This window comes from Viridibacillus sp. KH_047 (assembly GCF_057838945.1).
This window is the reverse complement of sequence record NZ_CM174479.1, coordinates 705,877-724,917: the sequence shown is the minus strand read 5'-3', so window position 1 is coordinate 724,917 and position 19,041 is coordinate 705,877. Positions and strand designations below refer to the sequence as shown.

Sequence of the window (19,041 nt, the reverse complement as noted above, 5' to 3'; positions counted from 1 at the left end):
GAATTACTGTAACTAAACAGGACAAACTAAACCTAAATATAATTTAGGGTGATGAAATTGAATAAAAGTATTCCTGTTCTATTGGTTTTATTTAGTATACTAATTTGTGGGTTGTATTATGGCACAGTAAATGCAAATCTGAACGATACTCCTCCTTCTTTTGAGGAAAAAATTACTGAAGCCGGATATAAATCAGTAGAAGACGCGGTTAAAGAATTTGAAAATCATTATAAATATGAAGTAAAGTTGCCTACAATTATGCCTTCTATTTCTTTCACACATAATTTCGGTCAATTTTATGTAGACAAGGAATATAATTTAAATAGTGCCTTGCACATAATGTTTGTAAATAAAGATATTAAAAAAAATATATTTAAAATCGATATTCGTTCATTAAATAATAAATTGGACTTTGAAGGTAAAAAGTATACTCTTCAAGATGGTACAAAAGGGATTTATTTCGAATCACAATATTTTAATTTTTTTGTCTTTGAAAAAAATAATTTGCAGTATATGCTTGGAATTTATAATAAAGTAGCCAACACAGTAACACCTGAAACATTAGTTCGAATAGCTAACTCAATTGGATAACTAATTCAGTTAAAGACCATTAGGAACCTTCTTCAACTAACGGATTGTTTAAATACAAGAACACGACTGTCAATAGACAGTCTTTTTTTGTGCTTCCAAGTGTCATAACTCAATAGTATTGACACCGTTTTTGAAACCCTGTATTATCAAGGTATCGAAAGGTGTCATAACTTGGTGCCATAAATAAACCACCAAAAAGGAGATATTACATAATGAAATACGGATATGCAAGGGTATCAACGGTATCACAGGAATTAGAAGTACAATTACAGGCACTAGAAGCGGAGAACTGTGACAAAATCTATTCTGAGAAATTTACTGGAACTAAATCAGATAGACCACAATTAAAAGAAGTTCTGTCACTGTTAAAAGAAGGTGACACTTTGGTAGTCACTAAATTAGACCGACTAGCAAGAAACACTGTTGAAGGCATAGAGATAGTGAAGAATTTATTTTCTAAGGGTGTTAGGGTTCATGTTTTGAATGTGGGGCTACTGGAAGATACAACAATGGGACGTTTCTTTTTGACTACTCTATTAGCTGTTGCAGAAATGGAAAGAAATCTAATTGTAGAACGTACCCAAGAAGGGAAAGCCATTGCTAAACAGCGTGACGACTTTAAAGAAGGCAGACCAAATAAGTTCAGCAAAAAGCAAATAGAACACGCTTTAGGGCTACTAGAAACTCATTCATATAAACAGGTTGAGGATATAACAGGAATATCAAAAAGTACGTTAATACGGGCTAAACGAAAGGCTACACTCTAACTAGTGATAGCTTTTTTTAGTTCCTTTTTAGCATCATCTATGTAACGTCCCTAAAAAGGGATATTGTACAACGGTCTTTTAATGTCTAACGGATAGTGTTTAATCCATCAATCATGTACGCTTAATACTACTAAAGTTGTGCAAAAAAGTTTTTGAGGGCTGACCATATATTGTGCAACTACTTAATGTAGTATAGCTTAATAGCCCGCCCCACTTGGTTTCTCCCTACTCTATAACTTTTTATTTGCACAATTTTGCACAGCATTTATTGATTGTTTTTTCTTGTTTTACTATCAAATCATGCAACGCTATTACTATTACCTCATCTTTAGTTACTCGTTTCCCTTCGATAACGGATTGATTTTTCATTGCTAATCTAATCGTTCTATCCATTACACTATTATTGTTAGTCATTTATATACTCCTTTCTCTATACTCCGCTACGCTTCGTATGTGGTCGCTTCACTCCCACTATTGATAGCTAAAATAGTATCTTTTTCTATATCTGCACTTATCACATGGAGAGGGATTGTTTGTATCCCTCGGAGTGTGTATAGTGTATTTTTTCTTTCTTTAAGAAAATGGTTTTAAAACCTTGATATATCAGCATTTGTAGAGTTATTTGCTAGTTTTTTTATGCAAACTAAACCTCGTTATTTAAGTACATTTCTAATAATGTTCTCATTCTTTCAGATGGAATATACACATTGATAGGTTCATCATTTCGAATGGCACTACGGAACAACCATTGAAGTAATTCAGACAGTGCAAATAAATCCTCATTTACTTTAATATCATGCGAATGAAAAAATCGTTTAATCATTGGATTCATATATCTATTCGCTAAATATATACAAGTAGTGGCTTCTGCATATTCATTTGTAGCCCTAGCATTTATAGGAACAAATTTTTTCTTTAGTCCAATAGGTGTTAATGCCTTTTTAAAATCTTTAAATGTTGTCCAAATAACATGTTTTGTAGAACAGTTCATTTTGTGACGGTAAAAGTTATAGCTATTATTCTTAATCATATCTTTATAGTGCTTATTTTTTAGATTGACTACTAAGTAGCTTTTACTAAAAGCGTTATGTTTTTCGCCAACCTTATTTATATCCCGATTATCACTTGGTGATGAATAGTAAATGTTTATTAGTGATTTAAAACGATGACGGTCTTCACCTTTTCTCCCCGTATATTTCGTTAGATAATAACCAAGTTTAGTATCGAATCCTACGGATCGATACGTAAACTCCATTTTAAATAAACGGTAATAGTAACACTGAATTTGTCCCTCAAACATATACGTTAAAATAAATACCTCACTGAATGCTTTAAATAGTTCTGTTGGGAATAACCAGTACATTTTACTTTCATCAAATAAAACTAAATTACCCGCATAAGCTAAGTTACGAATTGTTTGGTAGTTACCCGAATCATATTCAACGTTATTCCACTTCACTTCACCTTTCGTTCCGATTGATACAATTGGATTGCCATTGTCATCAGTAGAATTCAACAGAATTTTAATATCATCTTTTGTCATTGCGATTTCATCAATGACATCTAATACCTCATCTAAAATTAAGATATAGTTTTCCGCTTCAATTAGCTGAATAAGTTCGGAATCGCATCTTTTAAATAAAGCATGCGTAGAAGCGATATTTTCACCATTCGCAATCGCTTGTTTTAGTGAATCAAGTTTATTTCTTTTACCGTTCTGTTCCGGTTGAAAAAAAGGTTTCGTTGTATGTTCAACGATTCGTTCAATCTCTTTTAGATATGGTGTGATAAAGATAAACTTTGTTGCCATAGGACTCTCATTGATATATTGAATCGCCCAACTCGTTTTTCCACTTCCCATAATTGAATCAACAACTGTAATTGGTTTTCTAGTAATAAGTAAATTTTGCATTTTGAATACCTCCAAGAAATTTTTAATGATACGTCCTTACAAAGTAGTACTTGTAATAGCACTTTTAAATAGGACATCACCGCTTAATTAAAAATCGATTGATTGCCCATCTACTTCTATACTTGCAAAGTCACAGTGTTTTAGGACATCCATAACAAAAAAAGCCGTCCGAATTTCTCGAACGACTTTATAACCTATTTGCTGCCTAAATAATTTAATACTTGAATTCTACTACTCGTTCTAACGCATGGCTTTCCCAATTCATAACCTTTCAAATATGTATTGACGAATCTCTGTTGCACTCTCATCATGAAGCCAGAGTTGAGGACAACGGCTTGGTGCTGAAAATGTTTGCCTTATTCTCTAACACAATAAAATTTGATATTAGGAACAAGACAAGACATTCGCATCTGTATATGTATTACATGAATCCTTCATTTGAGGTATCCGTATATGTATGCCCTTGTTAAATGCGTTCTCTCGAACAATACACCTACTATCTACTTCTGCCCCCGATAGTTGTTGTAATCCGTCATACATCCTTTTGACGTACTCGTAAATGCGTATCCTACTGTCATGAGGAACTCGGCAATAATTACAATGTGTGATGTATTCTGCAATAGCCGTAACTATTCAGACCTTCCACTCCTAGCCGTTAATGGTCGCTAGCACCATTCAGATACTTACACCAACAAGGAAGTGTTTTATTGTATCCTAGACTTAGTTAATGCGGCGGCTAAGTCATAACCTTTCCAGTTTAGTTTTGATTCAAGTTAGTGGGCGACCTTGAAAGAGTTCTTTCTAAAAAAGACAATAGGAAAGTAGACCTTTGCACTTTAGCTTTTTTTGAAGTAAAATGAAGGCAATGTAACTCATATTTAGTTATCGATGGTGAGTCGATTTGTTATGGGTCTCGCACTACTATGTCGCTAAACATATAGTGCAATGTTTTAAACTAAGGGAGTGTTCAAGCACTCTCTTTTTTATTTGTCTATAAATAATCCTTTAAGCTACGTGCCACTTCTTCCACGTTGAGGTCCAAATATTGCGTTGTTACTGCTAAATCTGAATGACCTAATGCCTTACTGATTAAAGGCACACTAGCCCCCTTAGACAATAGATTCTTCGCATAGCCCCGTCTAATCGCATGTGGGTTAATATTTTCTAACCCAAAACGCTTTGAATACTTATTAAGCTGCTTAGAAATAGCACAGTTAGATGATTTAGATGTACTCATGGATAAACCGTTCTGTGTGATGAACACACTTTGATTGTTAATCTTGTAATGCTGACGTATTTTTTTATTTTGCTTAATAAGTAGTTGCAGCATTTCTGTTAGTTCATCATCTAGTGGAAGCTTTAAAAACTTGTGATTCTTTAATGTTGAACCATCTAAATTTAGACACTGGTGTTCAAAGTCAATATGACGTTCTTTCAATTCACAAAGTGTGTGAATGCGAATCCCAGAACGATACATAAGTAAAATAGCGGTAACATCTCTAAATCCGATGAAGGTTGATTTATCTATGAAGTGAACCAGTTTAAGAATATCTCCTTCTTTAGCTGCTGCTTTTACCTCTGTATCAACCTTAATTTGAATCTTTAGCCAAAACTTATCTTTCATCCAGTCATTGAAATAGAATTTCCCTAAAACTGCTTTAATGGTCTTTAAACGTATTTTCTTTGTTTGCTGTGAAACATCTAGCCCTTCTAAGTAGTTATAAATTGTATCAATCGTAATTTCCTCTAAATAGTTAATTTTGTTCGCTTCACAAAATCCCCGGAAAATATAATTATAGCTATCGATTGTACGTGGTCTATTGCCAGCAATATTCATTTGCTTAAACACAATTTCTAATGCGTAATCAACTGGTATCCAATGATTATTACTAGCTTTAGGATTAACGTGACGTGCATTTCCCATCGAGAACACACCATGCTTTCTGCTTTTATCCAAATAAAAAAACCTCCTATTCATCATGTGAATTAGAAGGTTTATAAACGTAAGTATTCAATTAAATGTACCCTTAAAAACGAAAAAAGTTAGGGAGTCTTTTTGAAAGTTTAACACCTTCATCAAGTTACCCTAACTCTTATAAACGTTGATATAACAGCATTTCTACTGTTAAATATCTTGTATGGAGACGGCGGGAGTCGAACCCGCGTCCAGAAACTCCAATACTCAAGCTTCTACGCGTGTATCTTGCCTATTTAGGATTCACGCTTCAATAGCCAGCAAGCAGGCATCATGAGCGCTAACTTGGGAAGCTCTTGTTACTAGCTCAAGTGGCACTAGTAACCGTATCCCACTATAAGTGAGCCTGAACTATGCTACATGGGCGATAGAATAGACAGGCAGTTTCATCAGCTTACGCTGCGAAAGCTAAGTTGTTTTGTTGTTTGCCAGTTATTATATAACTTCCGTTGATGACGAAGCCGAGACCTCCGACGCGCAACTCAAGCTCAGACCATCCCTGTCGAATCCGTAACGTCCCCTTAATATAGGCTTTACAAGGTATTTCTACTACTTGTAGTTAAATGCCTTAGGGATCCTTATGACAATAAATGTCTTAAGGCCGTTCGGAAATACTTTTAGAAAAAGTATTTATACTGGCTTGTTTACTTTATAAATTATAAGACAAGATTGGTTAAAATTCAAGTTTGAGCATCTCAATTAGATTTGGTTTTTTGCCTTGAATGTACGTTCCATATCACGTTTTGCTTCTTTTTTACGTAGGTCATCACGTTTATCGTAGTTTTTCTTACCTTTACCGACACCGATTAATAATTTCGCGTAACCGTCTTTTATGTACATTTTCAGCGGTACGATAGTATAACCGTCACGTTTAACTCTACCAATTAGCTCAGCAATTTGTCTTTTATGAAGCAATAATTTACGTGAACGTAATGGATCATGATTAAAACGATTTCCTTGTTCATATGGACTAACGTGCATGTTAGAAATCCAAGCTTCATTACCACTGACGCGGACGTATGAGTCTCTCAATTGCACTCTACCGTTACGAATTGACTTAATCTCTGTTCCTTGTAATACCATTCCTGCTTCGATCGTTTCCTCTATAAAGAAATCATGTCCTGCCTTTTTATTTTGTGCCAGAACTTTTCCTGACCCTTTAGCCATTATCATTCACCTCATTAAATAGAGGAGAAGCGACTAGCGCTTCTCTTTATTTTTCTTTTTACCATTGCTACCTTTTTTCTTTTTAGCAACACCTTCGTAGAACTTTTTCTTTTGGCTACCGCTTTTACCGGAAGCCTTACGCTCTTCCTTGCGTGTCTTACCATTCACTTTTGCACCACTTGGTTTTCGAGTTCCGCTTCCGCTTCCACTTTCGCTTCTGCCTTTTCCTCTGCCACCTCTAGTGCCCTCTTTTTCTTCGCATGAATGACACGTGGTGCTTCTTTACGAGTACGGCCGAATTCGCGTTTCATACCGACGATTTCAAAATCAACAGCTGATTCTTCAACGTTGACAGCCTTAACTTTAATTTCTACACCATCACCAATACGGAAAATACGACCAGTACGTTCGCCAATCATCACCATTTGACGGTCGTCAAAACGGTAGTAATCATCTGTCATATTACTAATATGAACAAGACCTTCAATTGTGTTTTCTAATTCGATGAACATACCAAAGTTTGTAATTGAACTAATGATACCTTCAAATTCATCACCAATTTTATCAGCCATGAATTGTGCTTTTTTCAGTGCATCTGTATCACGCTCTGCATCGACTGCACGACGTTCGCGCTCAGATGTATGCTGTGCGATTTCATCCATTATAGCATTCCAATGTGCAATTGTAGCAGATGAAACGTCACCGTTAATTAAGTAAGTGCGGATCAATCTGTGCACAATTAAGTCCGGGTAACGACGGATTGGAGATGTAAAGTGTGTGTAAAACTCTGTAGATAAACCAAAGTGTCCTAAACATTCCGCACTATATTTTGCTTGTTGCATAGAACGAAGCATCATAGTCGAAATAACAGGTTCTTCAGGTAATCCATTAACTGATTCTAAAATCTCTTGTAATGCACGTGGGTGGACTGTGTTACCAGTACCTTTAATCACTAACCCAAAGTTTGTTACAAATTCAAAGAATCGTTGAAGTTTTTCTGGCTTAGGGTCTTCGTGAATACGATAAATGAAAGGTACATCCATCCATTTGAAATGTTCTGCAACTGTTTCATTGGCTGCTAACATAAACTCTTCGATTAGACGCTCAGCGACAGTACGTTCACGTAATACAACATCTGTTGGCCATCCATTTTCGTCTACAAGTACTTGAGATTCTTTAAAGTCAAAGTCCACAGCACCGCGGTCCATACGCTTATTGCGTAGAATTTGCGCTAATTCGCCCATATCCTTAAACATAAGAACAAGATCTGCATAACGTTCTTTTAACTCTTCATCATCTTCTTCTAAGATCTTATAAACGTCTGTATAAGTCATACGTTCAGTTGTATTAATAACACTTTGGAAAATTTCGTGTCCTATTACTTCACCACTACCATTAATCGTCATCTCACAAGATAATGTTAGTCGGTCAACTTGTGGATTTAACGAACAAATACCGTTTGATAGTCGATGAGGAATCATCGGAATAACGCGGTCCGTTAAATACACACTAGTAGCACGATCATACGCTTCTTCATCAAGATCTGAACCTTCTGTTACGTAGTAGCTTACGTCAGCGATATGGACGCCTAGCTTATACGTACCATCATCATTTTTTGTCACAGTAACAGCATCATCTAAATCTTTTGCAGTTTCACCGTCAATTGTGACAATCATTTGATCACGTAAATCGATACGACCTTCTAAATCTGCTTGAGTTACTTCATCAGGAATAGCTGATGCAGCATCAATCACTTCTTTTGGGAAGTCGATAGCGATACCATGTTTATGGATAATCGATAAGATATCTACACCTGGGTCATTTTTGTGACCTAAAATTTGCGTTACAATTCCTGTTGCTGAGCGATTATCATCAGGCCATCCAGTAATTTCAATGACTACTTTATGACCATCCATCGCGCCGAGAGTGTCCCCTTTTGCGATAAAGAAATCGATTGATAATTTCTTATCATCAGGTACTACAAAGCCAAAACCACGATTTGCTTGAAAGACGCCGACAACCTTCGTTGTTCCTCTTTCTAAGATCTGAATGATTTTACCTTCTCGTCGATCTCCAGAAGTTGTTTTAGATACACGGATTAATACTGTATCACCATTTAATGCGCCATTAATAGCATCTGGCGGTATGAACACATCATCCATTCCTGCTTCTTCAGGTGCAACAAAGCCAAAACCTTTTGCATGACCGATGAAGCGACCTTTTAACAAATTCATACGATCTGGCGTACCATAACGATTCGTATTAGAGCGTACTACCTGCCCTTGTTGTTCCATTCTTACTAGTGTTTTCACTAGTTCTTTAAATTCATCCGCATCTTTAAAACCAAATTGTTGTTCGAATTCGGCAACAGTGAGCGGTTTATATTGTTCTTCTTTCATGAAAGTTAATAATCGTTCTTGCAATGTTAATTCTTGATTGTTCATCTTTCTTCCCTCCTTCTAATAGCGTTTGCGAAGAATGCTGTTTCTACTCTTGCCAATCGAGTTTTTCTAAAAAAGCATATATATCTTCATGTAATTGTTTTTTCTCTTTGTCAAGAGTAATAACGTGCCCAGACTCTTTATACCATTTTATGTCTTTATCATTGGACTCCACCTGATCATAAATGATTTGTGCTGAATCTTTATCAATCACGTCATCTAATAATCCTTGGGCAACGAATATTGGAGCATAGATTAGATCAATCTGATTACGGACCTGATAAACAAGTTCTCGTAATTCTGAAAGTGAAGGCATCCCTTGTTGCTTCAGCTCAGATATCTCTTGCTCGATTTCATCTGGTTTTTTTCCAATAAACTTTTTAAAGTCACGTGCATATTTCAACACACCTTCGAACATTAAATCCGTAGTGCGCATTGACATTGGTGCACACATTGTTGCAATCCCCTTAATAGGTAGTGTATACCCTAATCGCAGTGAAAATACACCACCTAAAGATAAACCAGCAACTGCAATTTCATCATAACCAGCTTCTTTTAAAGTATTATATCCTTGTAGAACGTCTTCCCACCAATCTGATGGTCTTGTATGGATTAATTCCTCTGGTGGTACACCGTGGCCTTTATAATGAGGAGCAAACGTAGTATAGCCTTTTTTCTCTAAAAACCTTCCTAGCATTCGTACATCAGAAGAATTCCCAGTGAAGCCATGCAACAGTAAAACTGCGCGTGGACCTGCTTTAAAAAAGAAAGGCTGTGACATTAAAACTTCCATGAAGCAAACCTCCATTAATAATACAATTCATGTATGTAAGTGTTCTATTATTAATTATATGCTTTTATAAAAGAAAACGCCTAACCATAAGGGGTCAGGCGGTTCAAATATCGCTCATTAAATTTTCGCAATAGCTAAAGCTAGTACAAAAAATAAAATTGATAATACTACCGTAATGCGGTGCAAAATAAGGTCCATGCCTCGAGCTTTTTGCTTACCAAAAAGTTGCTCAGCTCCACCAGAGATGGCTCCCGAAAGACCTGCACTTTTACTTGATTGTAATAATACTAAGACAACTAATGCAAGAGAAACAATGATTAATAGTGTCATAATCACAGTATGCATATGTTCCACCTCCTGATTCGAAACATCACAACAGTCTTATCTTACCAAAAACTGTACGTAATGACAACGTTGTTCTAATTCAATCATGCTATGTAGCCTGTAAATAGACTAGCGCTTAAGTTATATTCTAACATTTCCATACAATTTTGACGACTACCTAATGAAAAAATAGAGCTATTTCAACTGTCCTAATTATGACAGTGAAATAGCTCTCTATTATTTAGAGCTTAAGTAAATTTCTAACTTATTTTTTTAAGTTGTAGAAAGATTTTAAGCCATTATATCTTGCTGTTGAGTGTAGTTGATCTTCGATGCGAAGTAATTGGTTATATTTCGCAACGCGGTCAGTACGTGAAGGTGCACCTGTTTTGATTTGGCCAGCATTTACAGCTACTGCGATGTCAGCAATAGTCGCATCTTCAGATTCACCTGAGCGGTGAGAGATAACAGCTGTGTAGCCTGCTTGTTTAGCCATTTCAATAGCATCTAAAGTTTCTGTTAAAGTACCGATTTGGTTAACTTTAATTAGAATTGAGTTACCAACGCCTTCTTCGATACCACGTGATAATTTTTTCGTATTTGTTACGAATAAGTCATCACCAACAAGTTGTACTTTCTCGCCAATACGTTCAGTTAATAATTTGTGACCAGCCCAGTCATTTTCATCTAAGCCATCTTCAATTGAGATGATTGGATATTTATTAGTCATTTCTTCGTACCATGCAACCATCTCTTCAGAAGTTTTAACAACGCCTTCACCAACTAAGTGGTATTTGCCGTCTTCTTTACTGAATAGTTCAGAAGATGCTACGTCCATTGCTAAGAATACTTCTTCGCCTGGTTTGTAACCAGCGCGTTCGATTGCTGTCATAATTGTAGCAAGTGCTTCCTCGTTAGAAGAAAGGTTTGGCGCGAAGCCACCTTCATCACCTACTGCAGTATTATGTCCAGATTCTTTTAATACAGCTTTTAAGTTGTGGAAGATTTCAGTACCCATACGTAATGCGTGGCGGAAAGATTCAGCGCCTACAGGCATTACCATAAATTCTTGAATATCTACGTTGTTATCAGCGTGTTCGCCACCATTTAAGATGTTCATCATCGGTACTGGTAATTGTTTTGCATTGACTCCACCGATATATTGATAAAGAGGAACTCCTAAATAGTCTGCTGCTGCATGTGCAACTGCTAAAGATACACCAAGAATAGCATTTGCTCCAAGTTTACCTTTGTTTTCAGTACCATCTAATTCGATCATGCTGTTATCAATTGATACTTGATCAAGTACAGCATAGTTACCGATTAATTCAGGTGCAATGACGTTATTTACATTATCAACTGCTTTTAAAACACCTTTTCCAAGGTAGCGACCTTTATCGCCATCGCGCAATTCTACTGCTTCATATTCCCCTGTAGATGCACCAGATGGTACGATTGCACGACCAAATGCACCGCTTTCTGTGAATACTTCTACTTCTACTGTTGGGTTACCGCGTGAATCTAATACTTCACGAGCTTGTACGTCTGTAATAATTGGCATTGTTTTAACTCTCCTCAGTTTTAAAATAATGGTTTTCCTGTCATTTCAAGTGGTTGTTCCACTCCAAGTAATTTTAACATGGTTGGAGCCAAATCGGCTAAAATTCCACCATCTCGTAAAACAATATTTTCTTTTGTGACGATTACTGGAACAGGGTTCGTTGTATGAGCTGTCATTGGTTGACCTTCCAAAGTAATAACCTCGTCAGAATTCCCATGATCAGCAGTTACAATTGCTGCTCCACCTTTTGCAATGATAGCATCTACAATTTTACCTAAACACTCATCAACAACTTCAATTGCCTTAATCGTTGGCTCTAGCATACCGCTATGTCCAACCATATCAGGATTAGCAAAGTTGAGAATAATGCCATCAAATGCATCAGATTCAATCGCTGCTAATAATGCATCAGTCACTTCATAAGCGCTCATTTCAGGTTTTAAATCGTATGTCGCTACTTTAGGTGAGTTAATCAAAATACGTTCTTCACCAGCGAATTTCTCTTCACGTCCACCACTCATAAAGAATGTGACATGAGGATATTTCTCAGTTTCAGCAATACGCAATTGAGTTAAACCTTCATTAGCTATTACTTCACCAATAGTATTGACCAAGTTATCATTTTCAAACGCAACCTTAGCATTTACTTCATCACTATAATGCTTGAATGTTACATATACGATATCTGCAGGGTGTTTTTCACTTAATTCAAACCCATTAAATGCAGTATCCGTAAATGCTTTTGAAAGTTCAATTGCTCGGTCAGGACGGAAGTTGAAGAAAATGACAGAATCATTCGAATCAATTGTTGCAACAGGTTTGCCGTTTTCTTTCACGACAAAAGGTACAACAAATTCATCTGTAATATCTTTTGCATATGAATTTTGCACACCAGATATTGCAGAATTTGCTTCTTCACCTTTAGCTTCTACGAGTGCTTTATACACTTTTTCTATACGATCCCAACGATTGTCGCGATCCATTGCATAGTAACGACCACTGATTGATGCGAATTTCCCTACACCGATTTCAGCTATTTGACGTTCCGTTTCTTCAATATAAGAAACTGCTGATGTTGGTGCTACGTCACGACCATCTAAGAAACCATGAATATAAACTTCATCTAAACCATAATTCTTAGCTAGCTTTAACAGTGCGAATAAGTGCTCATAATGACTATGTACACCGCCATCAGAAAGTAAGCCCATTAAATGTAGTTTCGTATTATTCTCTTTTGCATGTTTTACTGCTTGCACTAATGCATCATTTTCAAAGAAGTCACCATCTTTAATAGACTTGTGAATTCTCGTTAAACTTTGATACACAATACGTCCAGCACCAATATTCAAATGGCCAACCTCTGAGTTACCCATTTGACCATCTGGCAACCCTACTGCTTCACCTGAAGCAAGTAGAGTCGAGTGTGGATACGTATTCCATAAACGATCAAATGTTGGTTTTTTCGCTTGTGCTACAGCATTTCCAAACACTTCACTACGTAAACCTAAACCGTCTAAAATAATAAGTGCTACAGGTTTTTTAGGCATTTGCGCCCGCCTCCAAAAGTCTTAAATAAGAATCTGATTGTAGGCTTGCTCCACCTACAAGAGCCCCGTCAATGTGCTCCATTGATAGTAATTCAACAATATTTTCAGGCTTCACACTTCCACCATATTGAATGCGAATTGCTGCAGCAGCATCTGGACCAGCAATTTCTTGAACAGTGGCACGAACAGCTCCACAAACTTCATTTGCATCTTCTGCAGTTGCCGTTTTACCTGTACCGATTGCCCAAATTGGCTCGTACGCAATAACAGTTTGTTTTACTTGCTCTGTTGATAAACCTTCAAGAGCTGCACGTACTTGACCAGCTACTTTTGCAACTGTGTTTCCAGCTTCACGCTCTTCTAGTGTTTCACCAACACATACAATTGGAGTTAAGTTATATTCAAATGCTGCCTGAGTTTTTTTGTTAACTGCTGTATCCGTTTCGTTATAATACTCACGGCGCTCAGAGTGGCCTAAAACTACATAAGAAACCGCAATATCTGAAAGTTGAGAAGGACTTACTTCACCTGTAAAGGCACCCTCTTTTTCAAAGTGCATTGTTTGAGCACCAATTGCTAAATTAGAGCCTTTAGCTTGTTCGACAAGTGTTGGCAAAAATAAAGCTGGAGCGCAAATAACTGAGTCCACTTTTTCTTTGTTCGGGATTGATGATTTTACTGCCTCTACAAATTCTACAGCATCGCTTAAGTGTTTAAACATTTTCCAGTTACCTGCAATAATTGGTTTACGCATGTGAATACCCTCCATTATTTATCGTTTAATGCGACAACGCCTGGTAAAGCTTTGCCTTCCATAAATTCTAGTGATGCACCGCCACCTGTTGAGATGTGGTCCATCTTATCTGCTACATGGAATTTTTCAACTGCTGCAGCTGAATCTCCACCACCAATAATAGTGTAGGCATCCGTTTCTGCCATAGCTTGAGCCACGCCTTTTGTTCCGTTCGCAAAAGCATCCATTTCAAAGACACCCATCGGTCCATTCCAAATAACTAACTTAGAGTTTTTGATGACATCTGCATAATTTGCAGTTGTTTTAGGACCAATATCTAGCCCCATCCAATCAGAAGGGATTTGATCGATATCAACTACTTTTGTATTCGCGTCTTTAGAGAATGTATCCGCAACAACTACATCGACAGGCATATGCAATTTCACACCTTTAGCTTGCGCTTTTTCGATGAAAGATTTCGCTAACTCAATTTTATCTTCTTCTAATAAAGATTGTCCGATATCAAAACCTTGTGCTTTCGAGAATGTGTATGACAGACCGCCACCAATGATTAAGTGATCTACTTTCTCTAAAAGATTTTCGATTACGCCAATCTTATCTTTAACTTTGGCTCCACCAATAATTGCAGTGAATGGACGTTCTGGAGTAGATAAAGCTTTACCTAATACATCAAGCTCTTTCTCCATTAATAAGCCCGAAACAGCTGGGATATATTCAGCGATACCCGCAGTCGTTGCATGTGCACGGTGAGCTGCTCCAAATGCATCGTTCACATAAATATCTGCTAATTTAGCAAAGCTTTCTGCAAGGTCAGCATCATTTTTTTCTTCTCCAGCATGGAAACGAACGTTTTCAAGTAATACTACGTCACCGTTTTTCATGTCTGCTACCGCTTTTTTTACTGTTTCACCAATTGATTCGTCTAATTTTGTAACAGGTTTTCCTAGCAATTCAGCTAGGTGATTTCCAACTGCAGTTAAACGTAACTCTTCTTTCACTTCACCTTTTGGACGTCCAAGATGACTAGCTAAAATTACTTTAGCACCTTTTTCAACTAGGTTAGAAATTGTAGGAAGTGCTGCTCTAATACGAGTGTCGTCGGTGATTTTACCATCTTCCATAGGCACATTAAAATCTACGCGCACAAATACACGTTTTCCGTTTACTTCTACATCATTCATCGTCTTCTTCTGATACATGAAGAGAGCCTCCTCCAATTGTTTAAATTGCTTTTCCAACTATGTGAACAAGCATCTTATTTATAATTTTTTGATAATATAACAGGCCATTCGACAATACCTTCGAAAAATTCATTCCAATATTACTAGTAGGCAAACGCTTACTCTTTTTAGGAATAAAAGAAGGAGAAGAGTAACCCCTTCTCCTTTTACCCTAATACATTATAAACTCTCGGGTTCATAAAGGCTACGGTTTTTCTATTACAAACCTTGATCGTACATGTAAAGCGCTAAGTCAATACAACGAGCAGAATATCCTGACTCATTGTCGTACCAAGATAGTACTTTTACTAGGTTATCTTCAAGGACCATTGTTGATAGGCTATCAATTGTTGATGATGCTTTATTACCATTATAATCAATTGAAACTAGTGGTAAGTCTGTGAAATTTAAAATGCCTTTTAGTTCGTTTTCTGAAGCTTCTTTTAGTGCCGCATTGATTTCTTCTACTGATACTGATTTGTCTAATTCAGCTACTAAGTCTACTAAAGATACATTAGGCGTTGGTACGCGTACTGCCATACCATCTAATTTGCCTTTTAAATTAGGTAAAACTTTTGCAACTGCCACTGCAGCACCTGTTGTTGTTGGAATCATTGATTCACCAGCTGCACGTGCACGACGATAATCAGAATGCGGTAAGTCTAAAATGCGTTGGTCATTTGTATATGAGTGGATTGTTGTCATCATTCCACGTTTAATACCAAATTTCTCATCTAATACTTTTGCTAATGGTGCTAAGCAGTTTGTAGTACAAGATGCATTTGAAACAACATTATGCTCTGAAGCATTGTATTCTTTATGGTTTACACCCATAACGAATGTTGGCATACTACCTTTACCTGGTGCAGAAACGATAACTTTTTTAGCACCTGCTTCAAGATGTTTACTTGCTAATTCTGTTTTAACAAAATGTCCTGTAGACTCGATAACAATATCGACTCCAAGGTCTTTCCAAGGTAAAACTGCTGGATCTTTTTCAGCATAAACACGTACTCTCTTACCATTAACAATTAGGTATTCGCCTTCAGAAGATACTTCTGCATCTAAAATACCGTGTACGGAATCATATTTTAACAAATGAGCTAACATTGCTGCGTCTGTTAAATCGTTTACTGCTACTACCTCAATATTCTCATGCTGTACTGCATTTCGAAATACTAATCGTCCAATACGTCCAAATCCGTTAATCGCTAATTTTAAAGTCATGTTCTATTCCTCCATTTGTTTAATTACTTAAGTAATTGAATCATTTCTTCTGCTGCACCTAAATCCGTTATAAGGATAGTTTGCTCAGCAGGATGTTTAATATACGAAAGAATTGCCTTAGCCTTTGAAGTTCCTCCCGCTACAGCTAAAATAGACGGGCATTTATGAACTTGCTCCAGCTGGATACCAACAGTACGAATTCTATGTACTGCGTTACCCGTTTCATCAAAATAATAACCAAAAGCTTCACCGACTGCTCCAAAACTTTGTAATGCTTGTAAATCTTCAGGTGATGAATTTCTGCGAACAGCCATCTCCTCTGCAGAACCGATACCATGTATGACAATATCAGTCTGTTCATATAGATCGATCATTTCTCTCACAATAGGTTCTTGCATCATTGTAGAATAAGCTTTTTCACTTAAATATTCCGGTAAATACAACGTGCGATAAGTACCGCCTGTTTTACTTGCAAATACAGATGCAATGGTATTTGCTTGTAACTGCATTTCTTCACCAATACCGCCCCGAGCTGCTATAAACTGTAGTTGTGAAAATTTATTCGATGGAGTTAGACTTTCAGCAATTGCACTAACAGTACTTCCACCAGTGACAGCTACGGTTTTCTTACCATTCGCTAAGCGTTCTAGCTCATTTGCAGCTTCCGTTCCCATTAAAGCTTTGACAGATGGTTCAACATCATTATTGCCAGGTACAATAATTACTTTTTGAATTTTGAATTGTCTTGTGAGTATAGTTTCTAATGATGATATTCCTGACCATTCATGCACGAGAGATTTTAGTTTACTGAGTACATGATGCCCACTATCCGAAATACTCATACCTAAACGACTCGTAAATATTAATCCTTGCTCATTTAACAAATCAGTTTCCTTACGTACTTCACGCTCAGTAACTGATAATTGCTCAGCTAATGCTCTACGGCCAATCGGACCCATCATCTGAATCGTTTGAAGAAGTCGATATCTGATTTGAAGGATGTCTGACATTTCGGGTAGTAATTTTAATTGTGCCTCCGATAATGTATACATATTATTACGTCCTCCATCAGCGGTGGGTCGTTTTCTATCCCACTAGTTATTATTTTGTCCCACATGGGGTAAAAAAATTTATTTCATGCCCATAGTATACAATTGCCTTTCAAAATTCGCAACTAAAAAGTGAATTATTAATCAACTTTTTTTAGCTAAAAAAAGAGGGTAATTACCCCTCTTCTTTAGCTAATCCCTCTAATAAAGTCACATAATCAAGTGCTCCATATTGAACGATTTCTCCATTCTTTTCAACCACCGGAATCATTAACATAAATCGCTCATGCAACGAATCATCTGTTTCAATATTAATTTCTTCTATTGTAAATGGAACATCTTCTTGTACTATCTTTAATAGTTCTATCCCTTCTTCACAAAGCCCACAACCCGGTCGACTATAATATTTGATGTTCATCTACTCACCTCATTACTCAAACCTTTTTCGTTTCGTCGAAGCAAGTATACCTAATTGCTCCCGATACTTCGCTATGACACGTCTTGATAATACCAAACCTTGCTGCTCGAGCAAACTTTTTATTGCTTGATCAGATAATGGCTTTGTTTTATTCTCAGCTTGAATTAATTGTTGTAACTTTGTTTTGACACGATCTACAGAAATATCTTCGTCCTTGACCATCGTTGAGCGCTGAGAAAAGAATCTACGTAATGGTAATGTACCCAATGCAGTATGAATATATTTTTCTTTAATTGTCCTGCTTATCGTCGATTCATGTAACTCTAACTTTGTAGCTAATTCTGTCATTGTATAAGGAACAATGGCGTCGTAACCTTTTGAAAAAAATGCTGATTGCTTTTTAACGATTTCTTGAATGACAAGGCGCAGGGTTTCTTTTCTTTGCAATAATTGCTTATCTATAATACGTACCTGTTCCTTCATTCCATTAATATAAGCAAGTGATTCTTGATCTCCCTGGATTTCCTTAACATACTCTTCGTCTAACTCGACAGAAGGGAATGCTTCCTTTGCATATCGAATTAACAATTTACCATTTTCCATAAAAACGTCTGCTTCCGAAATTATATATTCTGTTTTAGGTGTTCTTAAATAATCTATAGGTGATGGATTCAACGTACCAATTGCATCTGCTGCTTGTTGGATTTGTTTTAAAGAATAGTTTGAAATACGACCTAACTCCTGCCACCTTTTCTCAATAAATAATGTGTAGTAACTAGATAAAATATTGCAAACAACTTCATTCATTTGCCCTTTTTCTGCTTGTAATAGTAAACATTGTGACATCGAGCTAGCTCCAATGCCAGTTGGTTCACATTGTAGTATGTATTGTCTAGCTTGTTTTATAGTTGAAATATTCAGACCTAGCCATTTAGAATATTCTTCATCCGTACTTGTTAAGAAGCCAAAATCATCAAAATCATTAATTAACCAATTGATAGCTTTTTTACATTCAGGAGATACGGATTGGTTTAATAACTGATCCATAATAGAACTTTGAATTGAATCCGATTCTGCCGATGCAGTCCACTCTACCCAATCTTTAGTTGGTTGATTCCTTGATGATTTTACTTTTATTTTTAAAAAGGGATTTTCCACTTGTTTTTCTTGTAGAAAAGCGTGCAATTCTTCAGAGGAATATTGCAATAAATCTAATGATTGCCGCATTTCCTGCGTTAGCGCTAGCTTTTGAATTTGTGTTTGCGATTGCTCAAAGCGAAATGACATTTCTTTAC

Annotated in this window: 18 protein-coding genes and 1 other RNA gene; 2 read left to right on the top strand and 17 right to left on the bottom strand. The window is 36.6% G+C overall.

The window, feature by feature from the left end; all coding sequences use genetic code 11:
- Positions 1–51 precede the first annotated feature (51 nt).
- Positions 52–591, top strand: coding sequence for a carbon monoxide dehydrogenase (locus AC3IS5_RS03620; protein ID WP_489426606.1), 540 nt, complete (start codon positions 52–54; stop codon positions 589–591).
- A gap of 212 nt (positions 592–803) precedes the next feature.
- Positions 804–1,358, top strand: a complete 555-nt coding sequence (locus AC3IS5_RS03615) for a recombinase family protein (RefSeq protein ID WP_489426605.1) — start codon at positions 804–806, stop codon at positions 1,356–1,358.
- Positions 1,359–1,598: 240 nt separating this feature from the next.
- Here the strand turns inward: AC3IS5_RS03615 and AC3IS5_RS03610 are convergent, their stop codons facing one another.
- The 17 genes from AC3IS5_RS03610 to rpoN form a co-directional block, all read right to left on the bottom strand.
- A complete protein-coding gene (locus AC3IS5_RS03610) occupies positions 1,599–1,772 on the bottom strand; it encodes a hypothetical protein (protein ID WP_489426604.1) in 174 nt (57 codons plus the stop codon).
- 229 nt (positions 1,773–2,001) lie between these two features.
- Entirely contained in the window at positions 2,002–3,270 is a 1,269-nt protein-coding gene (locus tag AC3IS5_RS03605) for a hypothetical protein (protein WP_489426603.1), read from the bottom strand.
- 991 nt (positions 3,271–4,261) lie between these two features.
- Positions 4,262–5,227 (bottom strand): tyrosine-type recombinase/integrase, encoded by a 966-nt coding sequence (locus AC3IS5_RS03600; protein WP_489426602.1) that lies wholly within the window; start codon positions 5,225–5,227, stop codon positions 4,262–4,264.
- A 179-nt stretch (positions 5,228–5,406) separates the two neighbouring features.
- Positions 5,407–5,766: a transfer-messenger RNA gene (gene ssrA, locus AC3IS5_RS03595) on the bottom strand.
- A 178-nt stretch (positions 5,767–5,944) separates the two neighbouring features.
- On the bottom strand, positions 5,945–6,412 hold the full coding sequence (gene smpB, locus AC3IS5_RS03590; protein ID WP_038188785.1) for an SsrA-binding protein SmpB: 468 nt from the start codon (positions 6,410–6,412) through the stop codon (positions 5,945–5,947).
- A 33-nt stretch (positions 6,413–6,445) separates the two neighbouring features.
- Positions 6,446–6,580 carry a hypothetical protein gene (locus AC3IS5_RS03585; protein ID WP_489426601.1) on the bottom strand — a complete coding sequence of 45 codons (135 nt, stop codon included), beginning with the start codon at positions 6,578–6,580 and terminating at the stop codon, positions 6,446–6,448.
- Entirely contained in the window at positions 6,577–8,856 is a 2,280-nt protein-coding gene (gene rnr / locus AC3IS5_RS03580) for a ribonuclease R (protein WP_489426600.1), read from the bottom strand. Before rnr ends, AC3IS5_RS03585 begins: the two co-directional genes overlap by 4 nt.
- A gap of 43 nt (positions 8,857–8,899) precedes the next feature.
- Positions 8,900–9,646, bottom strand: coding sequence for an alpha/beta hydrolase (locus AC3IS5_RS03575; protein WP_489426599.1), 747 nt, complete (start codon positions 9,644–9,646; stop codon positions 8,900–8,902).
- Positions 9,647–9,763: 117 nt separating this feature from the next.
- Positions 9,764–9,991, bottom strand: coding sequence for a preprotein translocase subunit SecG (gene secG, locus AC3IS5_RS03570; protein ID WP_038188803.1), 228 nt, complete (start codon positions 9,989–9,991; stop codon positions 9,764–9,766).
- 244 nt (positions 9,992–10,235) lie between these two features.
- Positions 10,236–11,531 (bottom strand): phosphopyruvate hydratase, encoded by a 1,296-nt coding sequence (gene eno, locus AC3IS5_RS03565; RefSeq protein WP_489426598.1) that lies wholly within the window; start codon positions 11,529–11,531, stop codon positions 10,236–10,238.
- A 20-nt stretch (positions 11,532–11,551) separates the two neighbouring features.
- Positions 11,552–13,078, bottom strand: a complete 1,527-nt coding sequence (gene gpmI, locus AC3IS5_RS03560; protein ID WP_489426597.1) for a 2,3-bisphosphoglycerate-independent phosphoglycerate mutase — start codon at positions 13,076–13,078, stop codon at positions 11,552–11,554.
- Positions 13,071–13,832 (bottom strand): triose-phosphate isomerase, encoded by a 762-nt coding sequence (tpiA, locus tag AC3IS5_RS03555; protein WP_489426596.1) that lies wholly within the window; start codon positions 13,830–13,832, stop codon positions 13,071–13,073. The genes gpmI and tpiA overlap by 8 nt, the downstream gene beginning before the upstream one ends.
- A gap of 14 nt (positions 13,833–13,846) precedes the next feature.
- Positions 13,847–15,031, bottom strand: coding sequence for a phosphoglycerate kinase (locus AC3IS5_RS03550; RefSeq protein WP_489426595.1), 1,185 nt, complete (start codon positions 15,029–15,031; stop codon positions 13,847–13,849).
- 240 nt (positions 15,032–15,271) lie between these two features.
- On the bottom strand, positions 15,272–16,279 hold the full coding sequence (gene gap, locus AC3IS5_RS03545) for a type I glyceraldehyde-3-phosphate dehydrogenase (protein WP_489426594.1): 1,008 nt from the start codon (positions 16,277–16,279) through the stop codon (positions 15,272–15,274).
- A 23-nt stretch (positions 16,280–16,302) separates the two neighbouring features.
- Positions 16,303–17,331 carry a sugar-binding transcriptional regulator gene (locus tag AC3IS5_RS03540; protein WP_489426593.1) on the bottom strand — a complete coding sequence of 343 codons (1,029 nt, stop codon included), beginning with the start codon at positions 17,329–17,331 and terminating at the stop codon, positions 16,303–16,305.
- 172 nt (positions 17,332–17,503) lie between these two features.
- A complete protein-coding gene (locus AC3IS5_RS03535) occupies positions 17,504–17,746 on the bottom strand; it encodes a glutaredoxin family protein (protein WP_489426592.1) in 243 nt (80 codons plus the stop codon).
- A 12-nt stretch (positions 17,747–17,758) separates the two neighbouring features.
- Entirely contained in the window at positions 17,759–19,033 is a 1,275-nt protein-coding gene (gene rpoN, locus AC3IS5_RS03530; RefSeq protein WP_489426591.1) for an RNA polymerase factor sigma-54, read from the bottom strand.
- Positions 19,034–19,041: the final 8 nt, after the last annotated feature.

What these genes read in the sequence shown, in the direction of transcription:
- AC3IS5_RS03620 (WP_489426606.1), top strand. Translation starts at nt 52, where the DNA reads ATGAAATTGAATAAAAGTATTCCTGTTCTATTGGTTTTATTTAGTATA.
- AC3IS5_RS03615 (WP_489426605.1), top strand. Translation starts at nt 804, where the DNA reads ATGAAATACGGATATGCAAGGGTATCAACGGTATCACAGGAATTAGAA.
- AC3IS5_RS03610 (WP_489426604.1), bottom strand. Translation starts at nt 1,772, where the DNA reads ATGACTAACAATAATAGTGTAATGGATAGAACGATTAGATTAGCAATG.
- AC3IS5_RS03605 (WP_489426603.1), bottom strand. Translation starts at nt 3,270, where the DNA reads ATGCAAAATTTACTTATTACTAGAAAACCAATTACAGTTGTTGATTCA.
- smpB (WP_038188785.1), bottom strand. Translation starts at nt 6,412, where the DNA reads ATGGCTAAAGGGTCAGGAAAAGTTCTGGCACAAAATAAAAAGGCAGGA.
- rnr (WP_489426600.1), bottom strand. Translation starts at nt 8,856, where the DNA reads ATGAACAATCAAGAATTAACATTGCAAGAACGATTATTAACTTTCATG.
- AC3IS5_RS03575 (WP_489426599.1), bottom strand. Translation starts at nt 9,646, where the DNA reads ATGGAAGTTTTAATGTCACAGCCTTTCTTTTTTAAAGCAGGTCCACGC.
- secG (WP_038188803.1), bottom strand. Translation starts at nt 9,991, where the DNA reads ATGCATACTGTGATTATGACACTATTAATCATTGTTTCTCTTGCATTA.
- eno (WP_489426598.1), bottom strand. Translation starts at nt 11,531, where the DNA reads ATGCCAATTATTACAGACGTACAAGCTCGTGAAGTATTAGATTCACGC.
- gpmI (WP_489426597.1), bottom strand. Translation starts at nt 13,078, where the DNA reads ATGCCTAAAAAACCTGTAGCACTTATTATTTTAGACGGTTTAGGTTTA.
- tpiA (WP_489426596.1), bottom strand. Translation starts at nt 13,832, where the DNA reads ATGCGTAAACCAATTATTGCAGGTAACTGGAAAATGTTTAAACACTTA.
- AC3IS5_RS03550 (WP_489426595.1), bottom strand. Translation starts at nt 15,031, where the DNA reads ATGTATCAGAAGAAGACGATGAATGATGTAGAAGTAAACGGAAAACGT.
- gap (WP_489426594.1), bottom strand. Translation starts at nt 16,279, where the DNA reads ATGACTTTAAAATTAGCGATTAACGGATTTGGACGTATTGGACGATTA.
- AC3IS5_RS03540 (WP_489426593.1), bottom strand. Translation starts at nt 17,331, where the DNA reads ATGTATACATTATCGGAGGCACAATTAAAATTACTACCCGAAATGTCA.
- AC3IS5_RS03535 (WP_489426592.1), bottom strand. Translation starts at nt 17,746, where the DNA reads ATGAACATCAAATATTATAGTCGACCGGGTTGTGGGCTTTGTGAAGAA.
- rpoN (WP_489426591.1), bottom strand. Translation starts at nt 19,033, where the DNA reads ATGTCATTTCGCTTTGAGCAATCGCAAACACAAATTCAAAAGCTAGCG.